This window comes from Actinacidiphila sp. bgisy145 (assembly GCF_057708125.1).
Genome location: NZ_JBYIRL010000016.1, coordinates 39,695 through 57,820 on the forward strand (window position 1 = coordinate 39,695; position 18,126 = coordinate 57,820).

The 18,126-nt window shown below is 75.9% G+C and carries 14 protein-coding genes; 10 read left to right on the top strand and 4 right to left on the bottom strand.

All coding sequences use genetic code 11. The features are described 5' to 3' along the window. Positions 1-5 precede the first annotated feature (5 nt). The 4 genes from AC3ERT_RS16515 to AC3ERT_RS16530 are packed head-to-tail and all read left to right on the top strand — an operon-like array spanning position 6 to position 5,251. A complete protein-coding gene (locus AC3ERT_RS16515; RefSeq protein WP_435175015.1) occupies positions 6-1,820 on the top strand; it encodes a 2-oxo-4-hydroxy-4-carboxy-5-ureidoimidazoline decarboxylase in 1,815 nt (604 codons plus the stop codon). Further along, the gene (locus AC3ERT_RS16520; protein ID WP_335979271.1) at positions 1,817-2,521 is read left to right on the top strand and encodes a GntR family transcriptional regulator; all 705 of its coding nucleotides are present in this window, start codon (positions 1,817-1,819) and stop codon (positions 2,519-2,521) included. The genes AC3ERT_RS16515 and AC3ERT_RS16520 overlap by 4 nt, the downstream gene beginning before the upstream one ends. Position 2,522: 1 nt before the next feature. Continuing rightward, complete coding sequence (locus tag AC3ERT_RS16525; protein ID WP_435175017.1) at positions 2,523-3,794, top strand: amidohydrolase; 1,272 nt, start codon at positions 2,523-2,525, stop codon at positions 3,792-3,794. Next, the gene (locus AC3ERT_RS16530) at positions 3,791-5,251 is read left to right on the top strand and encodes a chlorohydrolase family protein (protein ID WP_435175019.1); all 1,461 of its coding nucleotides are present in this window, start codon (positions 3,791-3,793) and stop codon (positions 5,249-5,251) included. Before AC3ERT_RS16525 ends, AC3ERT_RS16530 begins: the two co-directional genes overlap by 4 nt. Before the next feature lie 22 nt (positions 5,252-5,273). Here AC3ERT_RS16530 and AC3ERT_RS16535 read toward each other — a convergent pair whose 3' ends face one another. Continuing rightward, the gene (locus AC3ERT_RS16535) at positions 5,274-5,705 is read right to left on the bottom strand and encodes a hypothetical protein (RefSeq protein ID WP_435132392.1); all 432 of its coding nucleotides are present in this window, start codon (positions 5,703-5,705) and stop codon (positions 5,274-5,276) included. 214 nt (positions 5,706-5,919) lie between these two features. On the opposite strand from AC3ERT_RS16535, the gene AC3ERT_RS16540 reads away from it, so the two are divergent. Together AC3ERT_RS16540 and AC3ERT_RS16545 are read left to right on the top strand one after the other, a co-directional pair. Continuing rightward, positions 5,920-7,326, top strand: coding sequence for a cupin domain-containing protein (locus AC3ERT_RS16540; protein WP_435175021.1), 1,407 nt, complete (start codon positions 5,920-5,922; stop codon positions 7,324-7,326). 68 nt (positions 7,327-7,394) lie between these two features. Continuing rightward, positions 7,395-8,456, top strand: a complete 1,062-nt coding sequence (locus AC3ERT_RS16545; RefSeq protein ID WP_435132398.1) for a YqcI/YcgG family protein — start codon at positions 7,395-7,397, stop codon at positions 8,454-8,456. Positions 8,457-8,567: 111 nt separating this feature from the next. Here AC3ERT_RS16545 and AC3ERT_RS16550 read toward each other — a convergent pair whose 3' ends face one another. Next, positions 8,568-9,293 carry a TetR/AcrR family transcriptional regulator gene (locus AC3ERT_RS16550; RefSeq protein ID WP_435175023.1) on the bottom strand — a complete coding sequence of 242 codons (726 nt, stop codon included), beginning with the start codon at positions 9,291-9,293 and terminating at the stop codon, positions 8,568-8,570. 139 nt (positions 9,294-9,432) lie between these two features. Here AC3ERT_RS16550 and AC3ERT_RS16555 point away from each other — a divergent pair, with 139 nt between their 5' ends. Beyond that, positions 9,433-10,344: a siderophore-interacting protein gene (locus AC3ERT_RS16555; protein ID WP_435175025.1), complete on the top strand. Its 912-nt coding sequence runs from the start codon at positions 9,433-9,435 to the stop codon at positions 10,342-10,344. A 713-nt stretch (positions 10,345-11,057) separates the two neighbouring features. Here AC3ERT_RS16555 and AC3ERT_RS16560 read toward each other — a convergent pair. After that, a complete protein-coding gene (locus AC3ERT_RS16560; protein ID WP_435175027.1) occupies positions 11,058-12,671 on the bottom strand; it encodes a (2,3-dihydroxybenzoyl)adenylate synthase in 1,614 nt (537 codons plus the stop codon). Positions 12,672-12,759: 88 nt separating this feature from the next. Further along, a complete protein-coding gene (locus AC3ERT_RS16565) occupies positions 12,760-14,112 on the bottom strand; it encodes a salicylate synthase (protein WP_435175029.1) in 1,353 nt (450 codons plus the stop codon). A gap of 281 nt (positions 14,113-14,393) precedes the next feature. On the opposite strand from AC3ERT_RS16565, the gene AC3ERT_RS16570 reads away from it, so the two are divergent. The 3 genes from AC3ERT_RS16570 (at position 14,394) to AC3ERT_RS16580 (ending at position 17,880) form a co-directional block, all read left to right on the top strand. Beyond that, on the top strand, positions 14,394-14,747 hold the full coding sequence (locus AC3ERT_RS16570) for a phosphopantetheine-binding protein (RefSeq protein WP_435175031.1): 354 nt from the start codon (positions 14,394-14,396) through the stop codon (positions 14,745-14,747). After that, the gene (locus AC3ERT_RS16575) at positions 14,744-15,550 is read left to right on the top strand and encodes a thioesterase II family protein (protein ID WP_435175033.1); all 807 of its coding nucleotides are present in this window, start codon (positions 14,744-14,746) and stop codon (positions 15,548-15,550) included. Before AC3ERT_RS16570 ends, AC3ERT_RS16575 begins: the two co-directional genes overlap by 4 nt. 149 nt (positions 15,551-15,699) lie before the next feature. Next, positions 15,700-17,880 (top strand): beta-ketoacyl synthase N-terminal-like domain-containing protein, encoded by a 2,181-nt coding sequence (locus AC3ERT_RS16580; protein ID WP_435175035.1) that lies wholly within the window; start codon positions 15,700-15,702, stop codon positions 17,878-17,880. The last annotated feature ends 246 nt before the right edge of the window (positions 17,881-18,126 follow it).

Genomic DNA, 18,126 nt, shown 5'->3' on the forward strand with positions numbered 1-18,126 from the left:
TTGGAATGCTCAATCCCGAACGTCGGCCGCATGTCCCCGGCAGCCATGCGGTCAGCCCGGTGAACTTCGACCCGCAGGTACTGGCGGAGTTCGACTTCCCCGCGCCGCTGCGGCTGATCGACTCCACGCTGCGCAAGACGCTCTTCACCGCCGGGCACACCACCTCCCGGCTCGGATTCCAGCGCATCGCCGAGGCGCTGACCGAACTGGGTGTGCGCGAGGAGAGCATCAACGTCAACTGGACCGGGGCGACGTACCCGGCCCCGCAGGACTGGGCGCTGCTGGAGGCGGTCGTCGAGGGCGGCTTCCCGTTCCGGCTCAACGTCTACACCGACACGCTCGTCGGCAACGGCCGCGACCACCAGCCGGTCTCGATGCGGCAGACCGTCGACATGCTCGCCGCGGCGGGCGTGACCACCGCCGCCCCGGGCATCCTGCAGGCGCCGGACGACGACGCGCAGAAGCGCCAACTCGACGAGCTGGAGGAGTACTTCGCCTACGCCGGGCAGGCCGGCCTGGACACCACCATCACCTTCGCGCAGGTCGGGCGGCGCGACTTCGACCGGATGCTGGCCATGGCCGACCACGCGGTGCGGCTCGGCGCGCGCCGGCTTGACCTGATGGACTCCACCAGCAGCCTCGCCCCCGAGGCGATGAAGCGCTTCGTGCGCCGCTTCCGGGCCGGGCTGGCCCGGCAGGTGCCGCTGACGATGCACGTCCACGACGAGTTCGGGCTCGCCACCGCGGGCGCGATCGCCGCGGCCACCGCGGGCGCCCACCCGGACGTCGCCATGAACGGCATGTCCTACCGCTGCGGCTTCGCCCCGCTGGAGGAGGTGGTACTCGCGCTGGAGACCCTCTACGGCGTGGACACCGGCCTGCGGCTGGAGCGCATCCAGCACGTCGCCCGGGTGGTGGCCCGCGAGTCGGGTGTGCCGCTGCCGCCGCTGAAGCCGCTTACCGGCGGCTACGCCTACCTCAAGCACATGCCCGGCGACGTGGCCGCCGCCCTCACGCAGGGGCAGGACGCCTTCCCCCCGGTCAGCCACGGCCTGGTGCCGGCCCGGATGGGGCAGGAGATGACGTGGGTGTGGGGTGGCCTCAGCTCCGAGGGCATGGTGCGGGCGCTCGCCGCGCAGCAGGGCCACGACGACCTGACCGGCGCGGAGACCCGGGCCCTGCGCCGCTGCCTGGACGCCGCGGTCGCGGCCGTGCCCGCCTACCCGCGGTGGCTGTCGCCGCAGCAGGCGGCCGCGCGCTTCGACGCGGTGCTGGCGGGCCTGCGGCAGGTGCCGGAACCGGCGTCGGCGCGCCGGGCGTTGCACGCCGCGAACCCGCACGGGCCCTGGCGGGAGCGGGTGCTGGCGCGGGCCGGGGACTCCGCGACCGTCGCCGAACTCGTCGACGCGGCCTGGCAGGAGGTCGAGGCGGCGCCGGCGGCGGACCTGGTGGCGATGCTGGCCCACTGCAAGCCGATGGCGGCCGAGCCGGAGCGGGCCGAACCGCACCAGGACGGTGCGGCGGCCGAGGCGCGGGCGGTGCGCGACGGGATGTCGGCGCGCGAGGAGTCCGGTGTGCTGGACGCCGACGGCGCCGTGCGCCGCCTCGTCGCCGAACTCGCCGCGCGCTACGAGCGCGACCTCGGCTTCCGCTACGTGCTCTCCAGCGCCGGGCTCGGCGCACAGGACGTACTGATGGACCTACGCATCCGCTCCGGGCGCGAGGAGGAGGTCGAACTGCACCGCGCGCGCAGGGAGTTGCGCACCATCATCGACAATCGTCTGGCCCAGCTGCTGATCCTTGCGGAGGTTACCCCATGACCAGCCGGCCCGCCGGAGACACCGCTGCCGGCCCGCCCGCGGCCCGCCCGTCGTCCGCCGAACCCTCGCTGGCCGCGCAGACCTACACCGCGCTGCGCCGCCGCATCCTGGTCGGCACCTATCCGCAGGGGTCGCGACTGCCGGAGCAGAAGATCGCCGAGGACCTGTCGGTCTCGCGGGTGCCGCTGCGCGAGGCGATCCAGCAGTTGGAGACCGACAGCCTGGTCCGCACGGTGCCGCGGCGCGGCGCCGTGGTGGACACCTGGACCACGCAGGCCGTCCACGACCTGTTCGACGTCCGGCTGGCGCTGGAGGTCTCCGCCGCGGGGCTCGCCGCCCGGCGGATGGCACAGGGCCAGGACGCGACCGACATGGAGGCCGCGCTCGCCCGCTCGCACCGCTACCTGGACGGCGCCGGCGGGCACGACGACCTCAGCGTGGCCGAGGCGAGCGCCGCCTTCCACCAGGCGGTCGTGCTCAGCACCGGCAACGCCCTGATGTCCTCGCTGATGAACGCGGTCGTCAGCCGCATGGTGTGGCTGTTCTACCTGACCTCCGGCCGCGACCAGAACCTCGCCTGCCAGGAGCACCACGAACTGTTCGACGCGATCCGCTCCGGCCACCAGCGCACCGCCGAGTCGGTGGCGTACGCGCACATCGAGCGCGGCCGCATCCCGACCCTGAGCGCTTTCGGGAAGTGACATGACCCAGCACGACCAGCGGCCCGGCCACCGGGCCGGCAGCCTGCTCCTGACCGGCGCCCGCCCGTGGGGCGGCGACGCCGTCGACGTCCTGATCCGCGACGGCGCCGTCGCCGCCGTGACTCCCCCGGGCGCCGCCGCGCCCGCCGGACCGGGCACGCCCGCGCTGGACGCGCCCGTGCTGGACGCGGCCGGCCGGCTGCTGCTGCCCGCCTTCAGCGACACCCACGTCCACCTGGACTCCAACCGGGTCGGGCTGCCCTGGCGCCCGAACGACTCCCCGGGCGGCATCTGGCCCAACGTCCTGCACGACCGCGCCCACTGGCGTACGGCGGAGACCTCGATCGAGGAGCGCGCCCGGCACCTGCTGGGCGTGCTCGTCGCCCACGGCACCACGCGGGTCCGGTCGTTCGCGCAGATCGACGCCGACGCGGGGCTGGAGCGCTTCGCGGCGGTGCGCGCCGCGCGCGAGCACCACGCGGGCCGCGCCGAGGTGCAGATCGTGGCGTTCCCGCAGGCGGGGCTCCTGCGCGAGCCGGGGGTGCCCGAGCTGATGGCGCGGGCACTGGAGGAGGGCGCCGACGTGGTCGGCGGCATCGACCCCTGCGCGCTGGACGGCGACCCGGTGCGGCACCTGGACATCGTCTTCGGACTGGCCGAGCGGTTCGGCGCGCCGGTGGACATCCATCTGCACGAGCCGGGCGAACTGGGCCTGTTCAGCCTGGCGAAGATCATGGAGCGCACTGCGGCCCTGGGGATGGCCGGGCAGGTCACCGTCTCGCACGCCTTCGCGCTCGCGCACCTGCCGGAGCCGAAGCTGCAAGGGGCCCTGGAACGGATGGCGGAGCTGGACATCGCCGTGACCACCTGCGCACCGGCCGGTCCGAACACGCTGCCGCTGACGAAGCTCACCGGGGCGGGCCTGCGGGTCGGTCTCGGCGACGACGGCCAGCGCGACTACTGGTCGCCGTACGGAAACGGCGACCTGCTCGACCGGACCTGGCAGCTGGCCTTCACCAACGGCTTCCGCAACGACCCGCAGGTGGAGCACGCGCTCGCCGTCGCCACCGCCGGGGGCGCCCACATCGTCTCGGGCACGGCGCCGCGGCCGGGCGGCGGCCCGTACCCGGGGGTCGCGGTGGGCGACCCGGCGGACTTCGTGCTGCTGGACGCGCAGGCGCCCGCGGCGGCCGTGATGGACCGGCCGCGCGGCCGGGTGGTGCTGCGCCGCGGCCGGGTGGTGGCCGTGGACCTGATGCTGGTCGACGCGTGATCCGGCTGCGCGCCGACCACGTCCTGGCCTGGGCGGGCGCGGACCACGTGCTGCTGCGTGACGGCGAGGTGGCCGTGGACGGCGGCCGGATCGTGGGTGTCGGGCCGCGGACGACGGCGGCGCCGGGCGTGGAGGTCGTGGAGCTGGGGGCGGCGCTGCTGATGCCGGGGCTGATCGACCTCGACGCGCTCGCCGACATCGACCACGCCCTGCTGGACTCCTTCGGCGACCCCCAGCTCGCGCGGGACCTCAACTGGTCGCAGCGGTACGCCGCCGACGGCCCGCGGGAGGTGTTCAGCCGGGCGGAGAAGGCGTTCGTGCGCCGGTACGCCTTCGTCCAGTTGCTGCTGCACGGCGTCACCACCGCGATGCCGATCGCCGCGGAGACGCACAGCGGCTGGGCCGAGACGTACGACGAGGCCGTGGACATGGCGGACGAGGCCCGCGCGCTCGGGCTGCGCTGCTATCTCGGGCCCAGTTACCGGTCCGGGGTCAACGTGGTGCGCGCGGACGGCACCGCGGCGGTGTGGTGGGACGAGGCGGCCGGGCGGGCCGGTTTCGACGGCGCGGTGCGCTTCGCGCGCCTGCTGCGTGAGCGGGGCGACGACCTGCTGCGCCCGGTCCTGCTGCCCTGCCGGATCGAGACGGTGACGGACGAGTTGCTGACCGCCACCGCCGAGGCGGCGCGCACTTTGGACGTCAAGGTCCGGCTGCACTGCCTGCAAGGCGTCGGCGAGCGGGCCCGGCTGGCCGAACAGGGGCGCGGCGACCCGCTGTCGGTGCTGGCGCGGACCGGGCTGCTGGGCGGACGGCTGCTGGTTCCGCACGGCATCCACCTCGACGCGCACTCCTCGGTCGGCGCGGGCACCGACCGGGACCTGGCGCGGCTGGCGGCCCACCAGGTCAGTGTCATCCACTGCCCGTTGACCTCGGCCCGCTACGGCTCGGCCATGGAGACCTTCGCCCGTTACCGGGCGGCGGGGGTGAACATCGCGCTGGGTACCGACTCCTTCCCGCCGGACCTGGTGCGCGGCATGGACTTCGGGGTCAACCTCGCGAAGGTGCAGAGCGGCCGGCTGGACACGGCCACGCCCGCGGACTACGTACGGGCGGCCACCGTGGCCGGCGCGCGGGCGCTGGGGCGCGCGGACCTGGGCCGGATCGCGCCGGGCGCACAGGCCGACCTGGTCGCCTTCGCGCTGGACGACCTGCGGGACGGGGTGCTCGACGACCCGGTCCGCACCCTGCTGAACAACAGCAGCGCCCGCGCCGCCCGCCTGTCGATGGTCGCCGGGCGCGTGGTCGTCCGGGACGGGCGGGTGCCGGGGGTGGACGCGGCCGCCCTGCGGGCGCGGGCGCAGGAGCTGTTCGGGCGGATGAAGGCCGGCTACGGGGTGCGGGACCGGCGGGGGCGTTCACCGGAGCACCTGTTCCCGCCGAGCTTCCCGCTGTCCTGAACTCCGGTGCGCGCGGGGGGCGTCAGCGGCGGTCGTAGCGCAGGTCGGGCCGGCGCAGGACGTCGCCGATCCAGTCGAGGGTGAAGGCCGCCAACTCCCGTGGGGGGCCGGTACGGCGGCGCGGCTCGATGCCCGGCCACTCCTGCGTGGGCTGGAGGCTGCAGAGGTGCAGTTCGGTGCAGAGCACGCTGTCCGCCTCCAGGCAGGCGCCGACGGCGAAGCCGTGGACCCGCTGCCAGGGCAGGTCCACCACCAGCCGCATCTCGTCGTGCTCGGCGGTGTTGCCGTCGTCGTCCGGTTCGTCGTGCGGGAAGAACAGCACGAACGTGTCGTCGGGCCGGCAGGGCCAGTCGGCGGCCCCGGCCCGTACCAGGCGCAGGAACTCCCGTTGTGACGCCGCGCACGTCGCCGGGGTGGGGTCGTCCTCGTCGAAGGAGAACCAGAGGGGGTCCATGCCGGGAGCGTAGGGCGGTGCGGCCCGGTCGTACGACGGGTTTACCCCGCGGGGCGGGCGGGGGCGGGGACTTGACGGCGCCCATCTCTAAGGTAAGGCTTACCTAAGCATTAAATGACAGCGTGTTGCGCCGCCCGGACGCGCGGCGCCGCCCTGCCCGTACGCCCTATCAGCCCCAACCTCCCCAACCACCCGATCCGTCTGGAGGACCGACATGCCCCTGGAGCACTCGGAGACCATCGCCCAGCTCGCGAACGGTGAACTCAACGACGTCGTCAAGGCGTTCGCCGCGAACCCCGCGTACCGGGCCGCCGAGTGGGAGGAGCTCACCACCGAGCAGAACCCCTACCGCCGGCCAGTGCGCCCGGACGACCTGGCGTGGCTGGACTACGGCCGGAAGATGCCGGCGGCCAAGGCGCTCAAGCTGAGCGCGCTGCTCGGCCACCGGATGCTGCGCAACGTCTACGACAGCGGCCTGCTCTTCCTGCCGCCCGCCGCCGACGAGGCCGCCGGGCGCGACGCGGCCACGTTCTACAGCGACGAGAACCGCGTGCTCGGCGCGCTCGCCGCCCCGATCCTGGAGCAGCACCTGTTCAGCCTGCTGGACGGCGAGCGCAAGCCGCTGCCCGGCTACTCCCCCGACCAGGTCGCCACCGCCGTGCAGGAGTACCACCAGCAGCGGCTGGCCGAGCCGAACCGCGCGTTCACCACCGCGCTGGGCACCAAGGACCGCAAGGCGTCGGCGACGTTCGTGCTGCTCCAGCTGACCGCCTACCTCCCGGCGGCCTACCTCGCCACCGGGCGGGCCGCACTCGGCGAGTTCGACACCGCCCACCCGGGCGCGCGCACCGCGCTGCTGGACGACTACCGCACCTGGGCGGGGCTGCACGAGGAGTACCGGGCCCTGGTGGAGGGCGGCGGCCTGAAGACCACCACGGGCGCCTACTGGCAGCTGTACCTGGGCACGTCGCTGGCCCGGGGCAACCACCTGCACTGGCTCTCCCGCGACCGCGAGCGCTACCCGGAGTTCCTGGGCGCGCTGGTGCAGCACAGCATCGACCGGGCGGTGACCGCGGCCCGCCTGGCCGAGGTCTTCGAGGACGGCCTCGGCGTACGCTCCGGGCTGCTGCCGCACCTGGCCGAACAGACCAGCCACCTGCGGGAGTTCACCGACCGCTGGATCGTGCCGCTGCACCGCCTGTACGGGCCGGCCGGCGTGGAGCGCTTCCACCACGGCTTCGCGGACGCCGCCTGGTTCGCGCAGCTGTGGGACGAGGACCTGGCGCTCCAGCTCGCCTGGGCCGACGACATCCCGCTGCACCAGGAGAAGGCCGAGCGCATCCACCGCCACATCCAGGACAACGGCATCACCGTCGACCTCGACACCTTCGTGGAGAGCCACGAGGAGACCTCGACCACCCATGTGCACAACGAGCACCGGCTGGTGATGGTCGAGCGCGGCGAGATGCACTTCTGGAACAACGTCACGCACAAGATCGACCTGCACGAGGGCGACAAGGTGCTCATCCCGGTGTCGCGGCTGCACGGCTCCACGGTGCTGTCCGGCGAGTGCACCTACCACCAGCCGATCATCCCCGAGGAGATGTACGCCCGGTTCTGACCGCCGGCCGCCTCCGGTCCCCGGCGACCGCGCCGGAAGCCCTCCGACCCGGGATGGAGTCCCCCAGCATGCCCTCCCCTGTGCCCGACGCCCCTTCCTCCCGCCTCCCCTCCGACGGCCCCTCCTCCCAGGGCCTCACCTCCGACGGCCCCTCCCCCGGCGCTCCCGCCGGCTCCGGCTCCGCCTCCCCCCGCCCGGCGGCCCCCGGGGTGCGGACCCTCGGCGACGTGCCTGACTGGGGCCCGGCCGCCGCCTCGGACCTGCTGGCCACCCTGGTCGGCACCGAGCAGCCCTTCCCCTGCACCTTCGCGGTCGCCGCCGCCAAGAAGGAGTCCCTGCGCTTCGGCTTCGTCGGCAGCGCGCACGACCCGGCCGCGTGGGCGCCGCTCGCCGGCATCCTGCGCGAGTACCTCGACATCTACCGCGACCTGGGCAAGGACACCTCGCTGGTGGTGTTCTTCGGGCCGCCCGAGGAGCACCCGCTCGGCCTGGCCGAGTACTTCCACCGCTTCTGGGCGGTGCTCCAGCACCTGCACGACGGCGACACCGAGCCGTGGCCGGCCGGCACCCCGCTGGACCCCGAGGACCTGTGGTGGGAGTTCAGCTTCGCCGGCACCGAGATCTTCGTGGTCTGCAACACCCCCGCGCACGTCGACCGGCACAGCCGGCACAGCCCGCACTTCATGATCACCTTCCAGCCGCGCTGGGTCTTCGAGGGCCTGGAGCCGCACACCCCGCGCGGGGCCAGGGCCCGCCAGGTGATCCGCAACCGCATCCGACGCTTCGACGGCATGGAGCCGGCCCCGCAGCTCGGCAACCACGGCGAAGAGGGCAACCGCGAGTGGCGGCAGTACTTCCTGCCCGACAGCCCCGAGGGCAGCACCCCCTCCTGCCCGTTCCTGGCCCGGGCCGGTGCCCGTGAGCCGGCCGCGACCGGCGGCAGCCACCTGGTGCTGGTCAACGACGAGGGCCAGTCCTCGCTGTGGCCGGCGGCCGTGCCGGTGCCGCCGCACTGGCACCCGACCGGCGTACGCGGCTCGCGCGAGGCGTGCCTGGCGTATGTGGTGCGGGTGTGGACGGACATGCGCCCGGCCTCCTCGCGCCGGCGCGACCTCGATCCGGTGGGGTAGCGCGGCGCGGGACCGTACCGGGGGCGGGGACGCGAACTCCCGCCGCCGGTAGGGCCGCGAGTGGGGGCGTCGTACGGGCGGTCCGCAGCCGTACGGACGGTGCGCCGGTCCTTACCCGGCGCCCGGGGCCAAGGGGGCGAGGCCGTCCAGCAGCACGTCGAGCTTGCGGGCGAACCAGCGCTCCGGCTCGCCCCGGACGATGCCGGCCAGCGCCTCCCGCAGCCGCGGGTCGATCTCCTCCAGCGCGTCCGGCAGTTGTTCGCGCCGCAGTTCGGCCGCCCGCTGCGGGGTCGTGGCCTCCCCGTCGTCCTCGCCGCCCTGCCCGGCCAGGAAGAACATCAGCACCTGCTCGTGGACGACGTCGTGCGCCAGGATCGCGCTCTCGGCGCGGAAGCCGGCGTCCACCAGGCGGCTGACGACGCGCCCGTTCACCTTGCCGTACGCCTCGGAGTTGCCGCGCAGCGAGACGATGTGGCCGGCCAGGCCCGGGTGCCGCTCCAGCAGCCGGTAGGTCGCCCACGCGTGCGCCGCCAGGTCCTGGCGCCAACTCCCGGTCGGCTCGGGCCAGTCCGCGGCCGCGACGACCGCGTCCACGGTGGCCGCGACGAGGTCGTCGCGCGTGGCGAAGTAGCGGTAGAGCGTGGAGTGCTTGGTGCCCAGGCGCTGGGCGACGGTGCTCATGCCGAGCCTGCCGAAGCCGACGGTGACGGCCGCGCGGACGATCGCCTCGCGGTCGACCTGCGGCGGGCGGCCCAGCCGAGGGGTGCGCGGGGCCCGCCCCGCGGCCGGCGGCGCCTGGGTCCGTCCCGGCGGGGCCGGCTCGCTCTTCCCGGTCATGGGCTCATTCTTCCCCAGCGGCTCCGACCTGGGCGAACCCGCCCGCCGGCCATCTTTAGCGACAGCCCGTTGCCAATAACTTTGGTAAGGCATACCTTTCTTTTGTTCCCCCGCTCGCCCGCGACCGTACGGAGTGCCCATGCCCCCGATCCAGGAGGAGCTGCGCCTGCGCACCCGGCAGACCCGGCCGCGGGTCCGGGTCCGCCGCGCGCAGGTGCTGCGCACCGCCGAGCTGACCGCGCGGATGCGCCGGATCACCGTCGGCGGCCCGGACCTGGCCGGCTGCGCGGAGGGCGGACTGCCCGCCGACGCATGGAAGTTCATGCTCCCGCCGGCCGGGCGCCGCACCGTGGACCTGCCGGCGGCCGGTCCCGACGGCGCCCCCACCTACCCGCCGGGCGCTCACCCGCCTGTACTGCGCGCCTTCACCGCGCGCCGGATCGACCCGGACCGCAACGAACTGACGGTGGACGTGGTGCTGCACGGCGACACCCCGGCGAGCGTGTGGGCGCGCACCGCCCTGCCGGGCGACGAGGTCGCGCTCGCCGGTCCCCGGCACGACTTCGCCCCCTGCGCACAGGCCGCCTGGCATCTGCTGGCCGGTGACGAGACGGCGCTGCCCGCGATCGCGGCCATCCTCGAGGCGCTGCCCGACGGCACCCCTGTGGTGGCGCTCATCGAGGTCGACGGCCCTGCCGACCGGCTCGAACTCGCCGCGCCCGCCGGCGCGGACGTGCGCTGGCTCTACCGCGACGGCCTGCCGGCCGGGCCCGGCGGGCCCCTGGAGAAGGCGGTGCGCGACATCGGCCGGCCCTTCGCCGGGGCCCAGGCCTGGGTCGGCGCCGAGGCGGGCGCCGCCCGCGCGATCCGCCGCTGCCTGCTCGACGAACGCGGCCTGCCGCGGCCCCAGTTGCAGGCATCGGCGTACTGGAAGCGGGAGTTGACCAGCGACGAGCGGGACGTCGAGGTCCTTGCCGCGTACCAGGCCGCGGTGGCCGCCGGCGGCGACCCCTTCGACCCGTCCCTCACCACCGAAGCCGACCTGGCATAGCCCGCACCCTCGGCCCACCACGAGCCGCGCAGGCGTGCGCACCCCCACGTGCCCATGCTCCGGGACTTCCCCGCGGCCGCAGGCGGCGACCCGCGGGGCATCCGGGCATGCCGAACGCGGCCGATCGCCGCCGGCGATCCGCGACTTGCCACCCGCCGCAGGCGGCCAGCCGCACCTCGGTCAGGCGCACGCGCAACAGCCGATCGGCGACCACGCCCACCAGTCGCCGACCCGCTTCCCCCTCCACTGCGGCCTCAAAGCAGCGGACAACGCGGCACCCGGGCCGCCTGAGCCAGCCAACCGCGTTCAGCAGCCCGGGACCTACGCCCGCGGTACCGGCCACAAGGGACAGGCCGCGCCACCTTGAATCCCCCCGAGGCGACTCCGGTTGGCCCCGCGGATCGGCGCGCGCCGAGCAGACGCCGTCCCACGGCCGCCGACGGCGAACTGCCGGGCAGCCGGGCGCGCGTCTACACGTACCCGCAGGAGCCCACCAGGCCACACCCCGCCCTCCCGCGAGTCACCGCCGCGGGCGGCACATCGCACGGCAGCCGGCCACTGCGGACACGGCCGTCAGCCGTAACCGCCACGGGACTGGCCCTCGGCCCCACCGTCGGCCCCGCCTCCCTCAGCACCGCACACCTGGGGTTGGCGGACGTGCGGTCGGCCTGGCCGGGCAGGGCCGGGTCCTCCCCAGTCGCTGGGGCGAGAGTTTACGGGCGGGCGGGGAGGGATTTGCGGTCGAGTTTGCCGATCGCGGTGAGGGGGAGGGCGGGGAGGGCGGTGAGGCGGTCGGGGGTTTTGAAGGCGGCCACGCCGCGGTCGCGGAGGAAGGCGGCCAGTTGCGCGGGGGTGGGGCAGGGGGCGCCGTCGGCCAGGACGACGAACGCGGTGATGCGCTCGCCGAGCACGGGGTCGCGCTCGCCGACGACGGCGGCCTGCCGTACGGCCGGGTGGGCGGCGAGGTGCTCCTCGACCTCCTCGGCGGAGACCTTCTCCCCGGCGCGGTTGATGACGTCCTTCACGCGCCCCTCGACCGCGAGGTTGCCGCCGGGCAGGCTGCGCACGAGGTCGCCGGTGCGGTACCACCCGCCGGTGAACGTACGGGAGTTGTGCTCGGGCAGCCGGTAGTAGCCGCGCAGCGTGTAGGGGCCGCGGGTGAGCAGTTCGCCGACGGCGCCCTGCGGGACGGGGCGCCCGTCGGAGTCGACGACCCGCACTTCGTCGCCGGGGCTGAGCGGGCGGCCCTGGCAGGACAGCACCAGTTCCTCGGGGTCGTCGGGCCGGGTCAGGCACAGCAGCCCCTCGGCCATGCCGAAGACCTGCTGGAGGGTGCAGCCGAGCACGGGCCGGACCAGCGCGGCCGTGGCGGCGTCGGGCCGGGCGCCGCCGACCTGGAGCAGCCGCAGGCTGGAGAGGTCCTCGGGCAGCCACTCCTGCGCGTCGAGCCACATCGCCAGCAGCGACGGCACGAGCGCGGTGGCGGTGACGCGCTCCTCGGCGACCAGCCGCAGCGACTCCTGCGGGCTCGGGTCGTCGGGGAGGACCACGGTGCCGCCGACCGCGAGGGTGCCGAGGACCCCGGGGCAGGCGAGCGCGAAGTTGTGGGCGGCCGGGAGGGCGGCGAGGTAGACGGTGCCGCGGTCGAAGCCGCAGACCTCGGCGGCGGCGCGGGCGTTGTACGCGTAGTCGTCGTGGGTGCGCGGGATGAGTTTGGGCAGGCCGGTGGTGCCGCCGGACAGCAGGAAGAGGGCCGCGTCGCCGGAGGGGCCGGGCGGGGGCAGCGGGGTGTGCCGCAGGGTGCGGCCGGCGCGTTCCACGGCGTCGAGCGCGGTGAACTCCTGGGCGTCGCCGGCCACGAGGACGTGCCGCAGGGCGACGCCGCTCAGCGCGGCCACCCGGCGGGCGGTGTCGCGGTGGTCGTGGCCGAGGTAGCGGTCGGCGGTGAGGTAGGCGCGCGCGCCGGCGAAGCCGCACAGGTGGGCGATCTCGCGTTCGCGGTGGGCGGGCAGGGCGTAGACCGGCAGGGCGCCGATCCGCAGCAGGGCGAAGGTGGCGAGGACGAACTCGGGCCGGTTGGGCAGGTGGACCACGACGCGGTCGCCGCGGGCCAGCCCGAGTGCGAGCAGCCCGCGGGCGAGGTCGTCGGCGCGGGTGTCGAGTTCCCGGTAGCCGATACGGGCGCCGCGGGCCACCAGCGCGGTGCGGTCGCCGTGTTCGGCGGCGGCGCGGCGCAGCAGCTCGCCGAGCGGTTCCCCCTTCCAGTAGCCGTCGCGTCGGTGGCGGTCGGCTTCTTCGGCGGGCCAGGGTACGCATCCGGGCAGCATGCGGGTCCTCTCGGCGGGTTCGCGTGCGGGCAGGGCGGCGGGACAGGACAGCGGGACGGCGGCCGGGGACGGCGTCGGCGGGCGCGGGTCAGGGTCCCGGCACCAGGTGGGGCGCGACGCTGGCGAGCTTCTCGCAGGTCTCGCGGTACTCCCGGGCGGGCCGGGAGACCCCGACGATGCCCGCGCCGGCCCGCAGCCAGGTGCGGCCCTGGTGGGTGTAGACGGTGCGCAGCGCGAGCGCGGCGTCGAGGTCGCCGTCGGCGGTGGCGCGCAGCACGGTGCCGGAGTACAGGCCGCGGGCCGGTTCGTGGGCGGCGATCACCTCGTACGCCGCGGGTTTGGGGATGCCGGAGGCGGTGACGGCGGGGAAGAGCGCGGCCAGGGCGTCCCAGCGGGTGCGGTCCGCGCGCAGCCGGCCGCGGACCCGGGAGCCGAGGTGGCGGACGCTGCCGCGCTCCTTGACCGCCATGAACTCCTCGACGGCCACGCTGCCGGGTGCGCACAGGGCGCGCATCTCGGTGTCGGCGAGCTGGACGGACACGGCGTGCTCGTAGATCTCCTTGACGTCGGTGCGCAGTTCGGCGGCGGCGCGGGCGTCGCGCTCGGGGTCGCCGGTGTGGCGGGCGCGGGTGCCGGCCAGCGGCTGGGAGGTGACGAGGCCGTCGGCGCCGACCTCGGCGACGGTCTCGGGGCTGAAGCCGGCGGCGCGCAGGTCCGGCAGGTCGAGCAGGAAGGAGCGGGCGGGGGTGTTGGCGCGGCGCCCGGCCGCGTAGGTGGCGGGGAAGTCCAGCGCGAAGGGCACTTCGACGCGGCGGGAGAGGATGACCTTCTCCAGGTCGCCGCGGTTGATGCGGGCGACGGCGTCGGCGACGGCCTGTTCGTAGGCTGCCGGGCCCTCGGCCTCCACGTCGAGGGGGCGGGCGGGGCGGGCGGTTTCGGTGCCGGGGGTGCGGGCGGCGGCCAGGACGCGCTGGAGCAGGTCGGGTGCGGCGCAGCGTACGTCGAGCCCGCCGGTGCCGATCTCGGCCTCGACGGCGGGTACGAAGGCGTGGGCGAGCGGCTGTTCGGGGTCGGCCGGGGTGCGGCCGATCGCGGCGGCGGCGCTCTCGAAGGCGATCCAGCCGTAGGCGCGCCAGTCGGCGACGGGTGCGGTGGCCAGGGCGGCGCCGAGTTCCTGTGCGGCGTGGCCGCAGGTGCGCGGGGCCGCGCGGCGCTCGCCGTTCCACTCGGTCTCGACGCGGTCCTGGCGGACCGTCACCTCGCCGAGGGCGCCGGCGGCGAACCACCAGCGGCCGTCCTGCTCGTAGACGGCGCAGCGGTCGGCGAGGCGGGACCGGGCGAGCCGGACGGCGGTGGCGAGGGGGTCGGGGACTCCGGCGGCCCGGGTGTGCAGGTAGCGCGGGGCCGGGGCGGGGGCGTGGGCGGGGGCGTGAGGGGCCACGGGGGGACCGTCCTGTGTCGTCTGGCGGCGGGGGCGCGGTGCGGGGCGCCACGGTGCGGGGTGCGGACCGGGCGGCGGAACGGGCACGGCGGGTCGGGCGGATCGGCGGGAAGCCGTGTGCATACTGACACATTGTCGCGAATTACTAAGGCAAGCCTTGCCTAACCGCACTGAGCCTAACTAGCATCCGCCGGTGTGTCCACGTGTGATCCGCGGCGGACACCGCCGTACGAGGCCCCGGCCGCGCCGCCGCGGTGCCGTCCACCGAGCGAGGGAGACCTGTGACGCCGCCCGATCCGAGCAGCCCGCCCACCGCACCCGACCCCGCCGCACCAGCCCCCTCCGCGCCCGGCCCGGGCCCCCACCCGAGCCCCGATCCGGACTCCGACCCGCGGCTCGACCTGGAGCGGCTGCGCGCCACCGTCGCCGACGTCCTCGGCGTGGCGCCCGAGCAGGTCGGCGACGACGACAACCTCCTGGAACTCGGCGTCGAGTCGGTCCGCGTGATGGCGATCTCCGCCCGACTGCGCAGGTACCGGCTGCGGATCGGCTACGCGCGGATGATCGAGGAGCCGACCTTGCGGGCGTGGTGGCGGCTGATCGCCGAGGCCGCGGGCGACAGGGCCGCCGGATGAGGGCGCCGGACGCCACCCGCTCGCCGTGGCTGCGCGCCTTCCGCCCGCTCGGCCCGGACGCGCCGGCCCTGGTGCTCTTCCCGCACGCCGGGGGCAGCGCGGGCTTCTACCGCTCGCTCGCCGTCCGGTTCGGGCCGGAGGTGGACGTACGCGCCGTGCAGTACCCGGGGCGCGAGGCCCGCGCCGGGGAGGCGCTCGTCGACGCCATGGACGTGCTCGCCGACCGCGTGACCGAGGCGCTGCTCCCGCTGACCGGGCGGCGGCTGGCGATCCTCGGCCACAGCATGGGGGCGCTGGTCGGCTACGAGGTGACGCGCCGTCTGGAAGCGCAAGGCGCCCTCGTGGAACGGCTGTTCGCCTCCGCGCGGCACCCTCCGCACCTCCACGACCCGGCCTGCCACGACCCCGGTTACCACGCCCCGCCCGACCGCGAACGGCTGCGGCACCTGCTCGACGACGGCGCCTTCGCCGAGATGCTGCGCGACACCGGCGGCACCCCCGCCGCGCTGCTGGACCAACCGGAGATGCGCGACTACCTGCTGCCCATCGTCCGCAACGACTACCGGCTGGTGGAGACCTACCGGCCCGCCCCCGGGCCGGCGCTGCGCACCGGCGTGGTGTCGATCGCCGCCGAGGGCGACGGCACCGTGACCGCCGCGCAGGTCGAGGGGTGGCGGCGCACCACCCAGGGGCCGTTCGAGCATCTGACCTTCCCCGGCGGCCACTTCTACCTGCTGGAGCGCCCGGACACCCTCGCCGCCGCGGTGCTCACCCGGCTCGGCTGGGGCGCCTCCGCGCACTGACCGCGCACTGACCGCGTACTGACCACGTACGACCACGCACCGACCACCGCCCGCGGCGCCGCGGCCGTACGGACTCGTACGCGGACCCCCGCGCGCCCCCGCCCCCGCACGCCTCCAACGACACCCAACCCACAAGGGAGTTGACCATCGTGGCTGCCGGCACACCGCTGCCCGCCGGTTCCGTGGACCCCGTCGCCGTCGTCGGCATGGCCGTCCGCCTGCCGGGCGCCGACACACCCGAGGACTTCTGGCGCATCCTGCGCGCCGGCACCGAGTCGCTCACCTCGTCCACCGACGAGGACCTGGCGGAGGCCGGGCTGCCGCCCTCGGCCGCCGCCGACCCGGCGCGGGTCAGGACCCGCCCGGTGCTGGAGGGCGCCGAGTTCTTCGACGCGGCCTTCTTCGGCTACAGCCCCGGCGACGCCGACGTCATGGACCCGCAGCACCGGCTGTTCCTGGAGTGCGCGTGGGAGGCGCTGGAGTCGGCGGGCTACGACCCGCGCGGCCTGGCCGAGCGCGCGGTGAGCGTCTTCGGCGGCACCGGCCCGGACAGCTACTTCCTCCACCACCTGCACCCGCACCAGCGCGCGGCCGGGCCGGGCGCCGGGCCGGTGCAGCACCTGCTGGGCAACAGCGCGGACTTCCTCGCGCCGCGGGTGTCCTACGTCCTGGACCTGACCGGGCCGAGCGTGACCGTGCAGGCCGGCTGCTCCACCTCGCTGGTCGCCGTCCACCTCGCGGTGCAGAGCCTGCTCACGGGCGAGTCGGACCTCGCGCTGGCCGGCGGCGCGACCGTCTACTTCCCGCAGCGGGCCGGATACGTCCACCGCGAGGGCGGCGTCAACTCGCCGGACGGGCACTGCCGGGCGTTCGACGCGGCCGCGTCCGGCACCACGCCCGGCGACGGGGTCGCCGTCCTCGCGCTGCGCCGGCTGTCCGACGCGCGGGCCGCCGGGGACCCGGTGCTCGGGCTGATCCGCGGCACCGCGGTCAACAACGACGGCGGGGGCAAGGCCGGCTTCACCGCGCCCGCGGTGGACCCGCAGACCGACGTGGCCGCCGAAGCGCTGGCGCTGGCCGGGCTCGAACCGGCCGACATCGACTACCTGGAGGCCCACGGCACCGGCACCCCGATGGGCGACGCGCTGGAGGTCACCGCGCTCGCGGAGGCGTACGCCTCGGCCGGGCCCGGCAGGTTGCGCCTGGGCACCCACAAGCCGAACGTCGGCGACACCTGGGCGGCGGCGGGCGCGGTGGGGCTGGTCAAGGTGCTGCTGTCGCTGGCCCACGAGGAACTGCCGCCGCTGGCCAACTGGCAGCGGCCGCACCCGGAGATCGACTTCGCGCGCACGCCGTTCCGGCTCGCCGCGGAGGCGAGCGCCTGGCCGCGCGGGGAGCGGCCGCGGCGCGCGGCGGTGCACACGTTCGGGATCGGCGGGACCAACGCCCACGTGGTGCTCCAGGAGGCGCCGCCCGCGCCCGCCCGGCCCGGGCCGCCCGCGCCCCGAGCGGGCCGGGTGCACGTCCTGCCGCTGTCGGCGCGCAGCGACAGGGCGGTCCGGGCGCAGGCCGCCCGGCTGGCCGCGCACCTGGAGCGGCACCCCGAACTGCCGCTCGACGCGGTGGCGTTCACGCTGCTGACCGGGCGGGCCCGGTTCGCCCGCCGCGCCGCGGTCCTCGCCGGTGACCGCGACGGCGCGCTGGCCGCGCTGCGGGTGCTGGCCGCGGGCGGCACGCCGTCGTACGGCCCCGAGTGGGCGGTGCTGCGCCCCGGCGGCGGAGCGGCGGAGGCGGCTGCCGAGGAGTCGTACGGAGACACGGCCGCGCTGCGGCAGGCGGCCGCCTGGGTGGCGGGCGGCGAGGGCGAGCCCGCGGTCGCCCCCGACGGGGTACGGCAGCGGGTCGTGCTGCCCACCTACCCCTTCGAGCGGGCCCGGCACAGGGTCGCGCCCCCGCCGTACGCGGGGGAGCCGGGGGCGGCGGGGGCGGCGGCCGGGCAGCCGCATCCGCGGCCCGCGCTGGAGAACGCGTACGCGGCGCCGTCCGACCGGCTGGAGGAACTCGTCGCGGGCGCGTGGGGCGATGCCCTGGGCATCTCCGGCATCGGCCGCGACGACAACTTCTTCGACCTCGGCGGCCACTCCCTGCTCGCGGCCCACGTCACCGCCACCCTGCGCGGTGTGCTGCCGGTCCCGACCGACGCCACCGACCTGCTGGCCGCCCCGCCCACCCCGGCCGGCCACGCCGACCGCCTCCGCGACCGCCTGCACACCGCGCTCGGCGCCCTGACCGACGACGAAGCGGCCGCCCTCGCGGCGAAGTTGGCGTGAGGCGTGCCCGGCACCGCTCCCCCGCGGTCGTCGGCCCGGCGGGCCCTGCCGCCCAGGCACCGCGAGGAACGCCGCCGGTCAGGTGCCCGCTCGGACGCGTACGACGGCGCCCGCGGCACGGAAGCCCGGCGGGCCGGACAGCGTCGGCGGTGGGCGCGTGCCGCCCCGCATGCCGGCGGCCGGGCGGTGCGGCGGTCCCGGCCCGGGGCCGCCGGCCGGCCGCGGGGCCCGCGGACGCGCGACCGA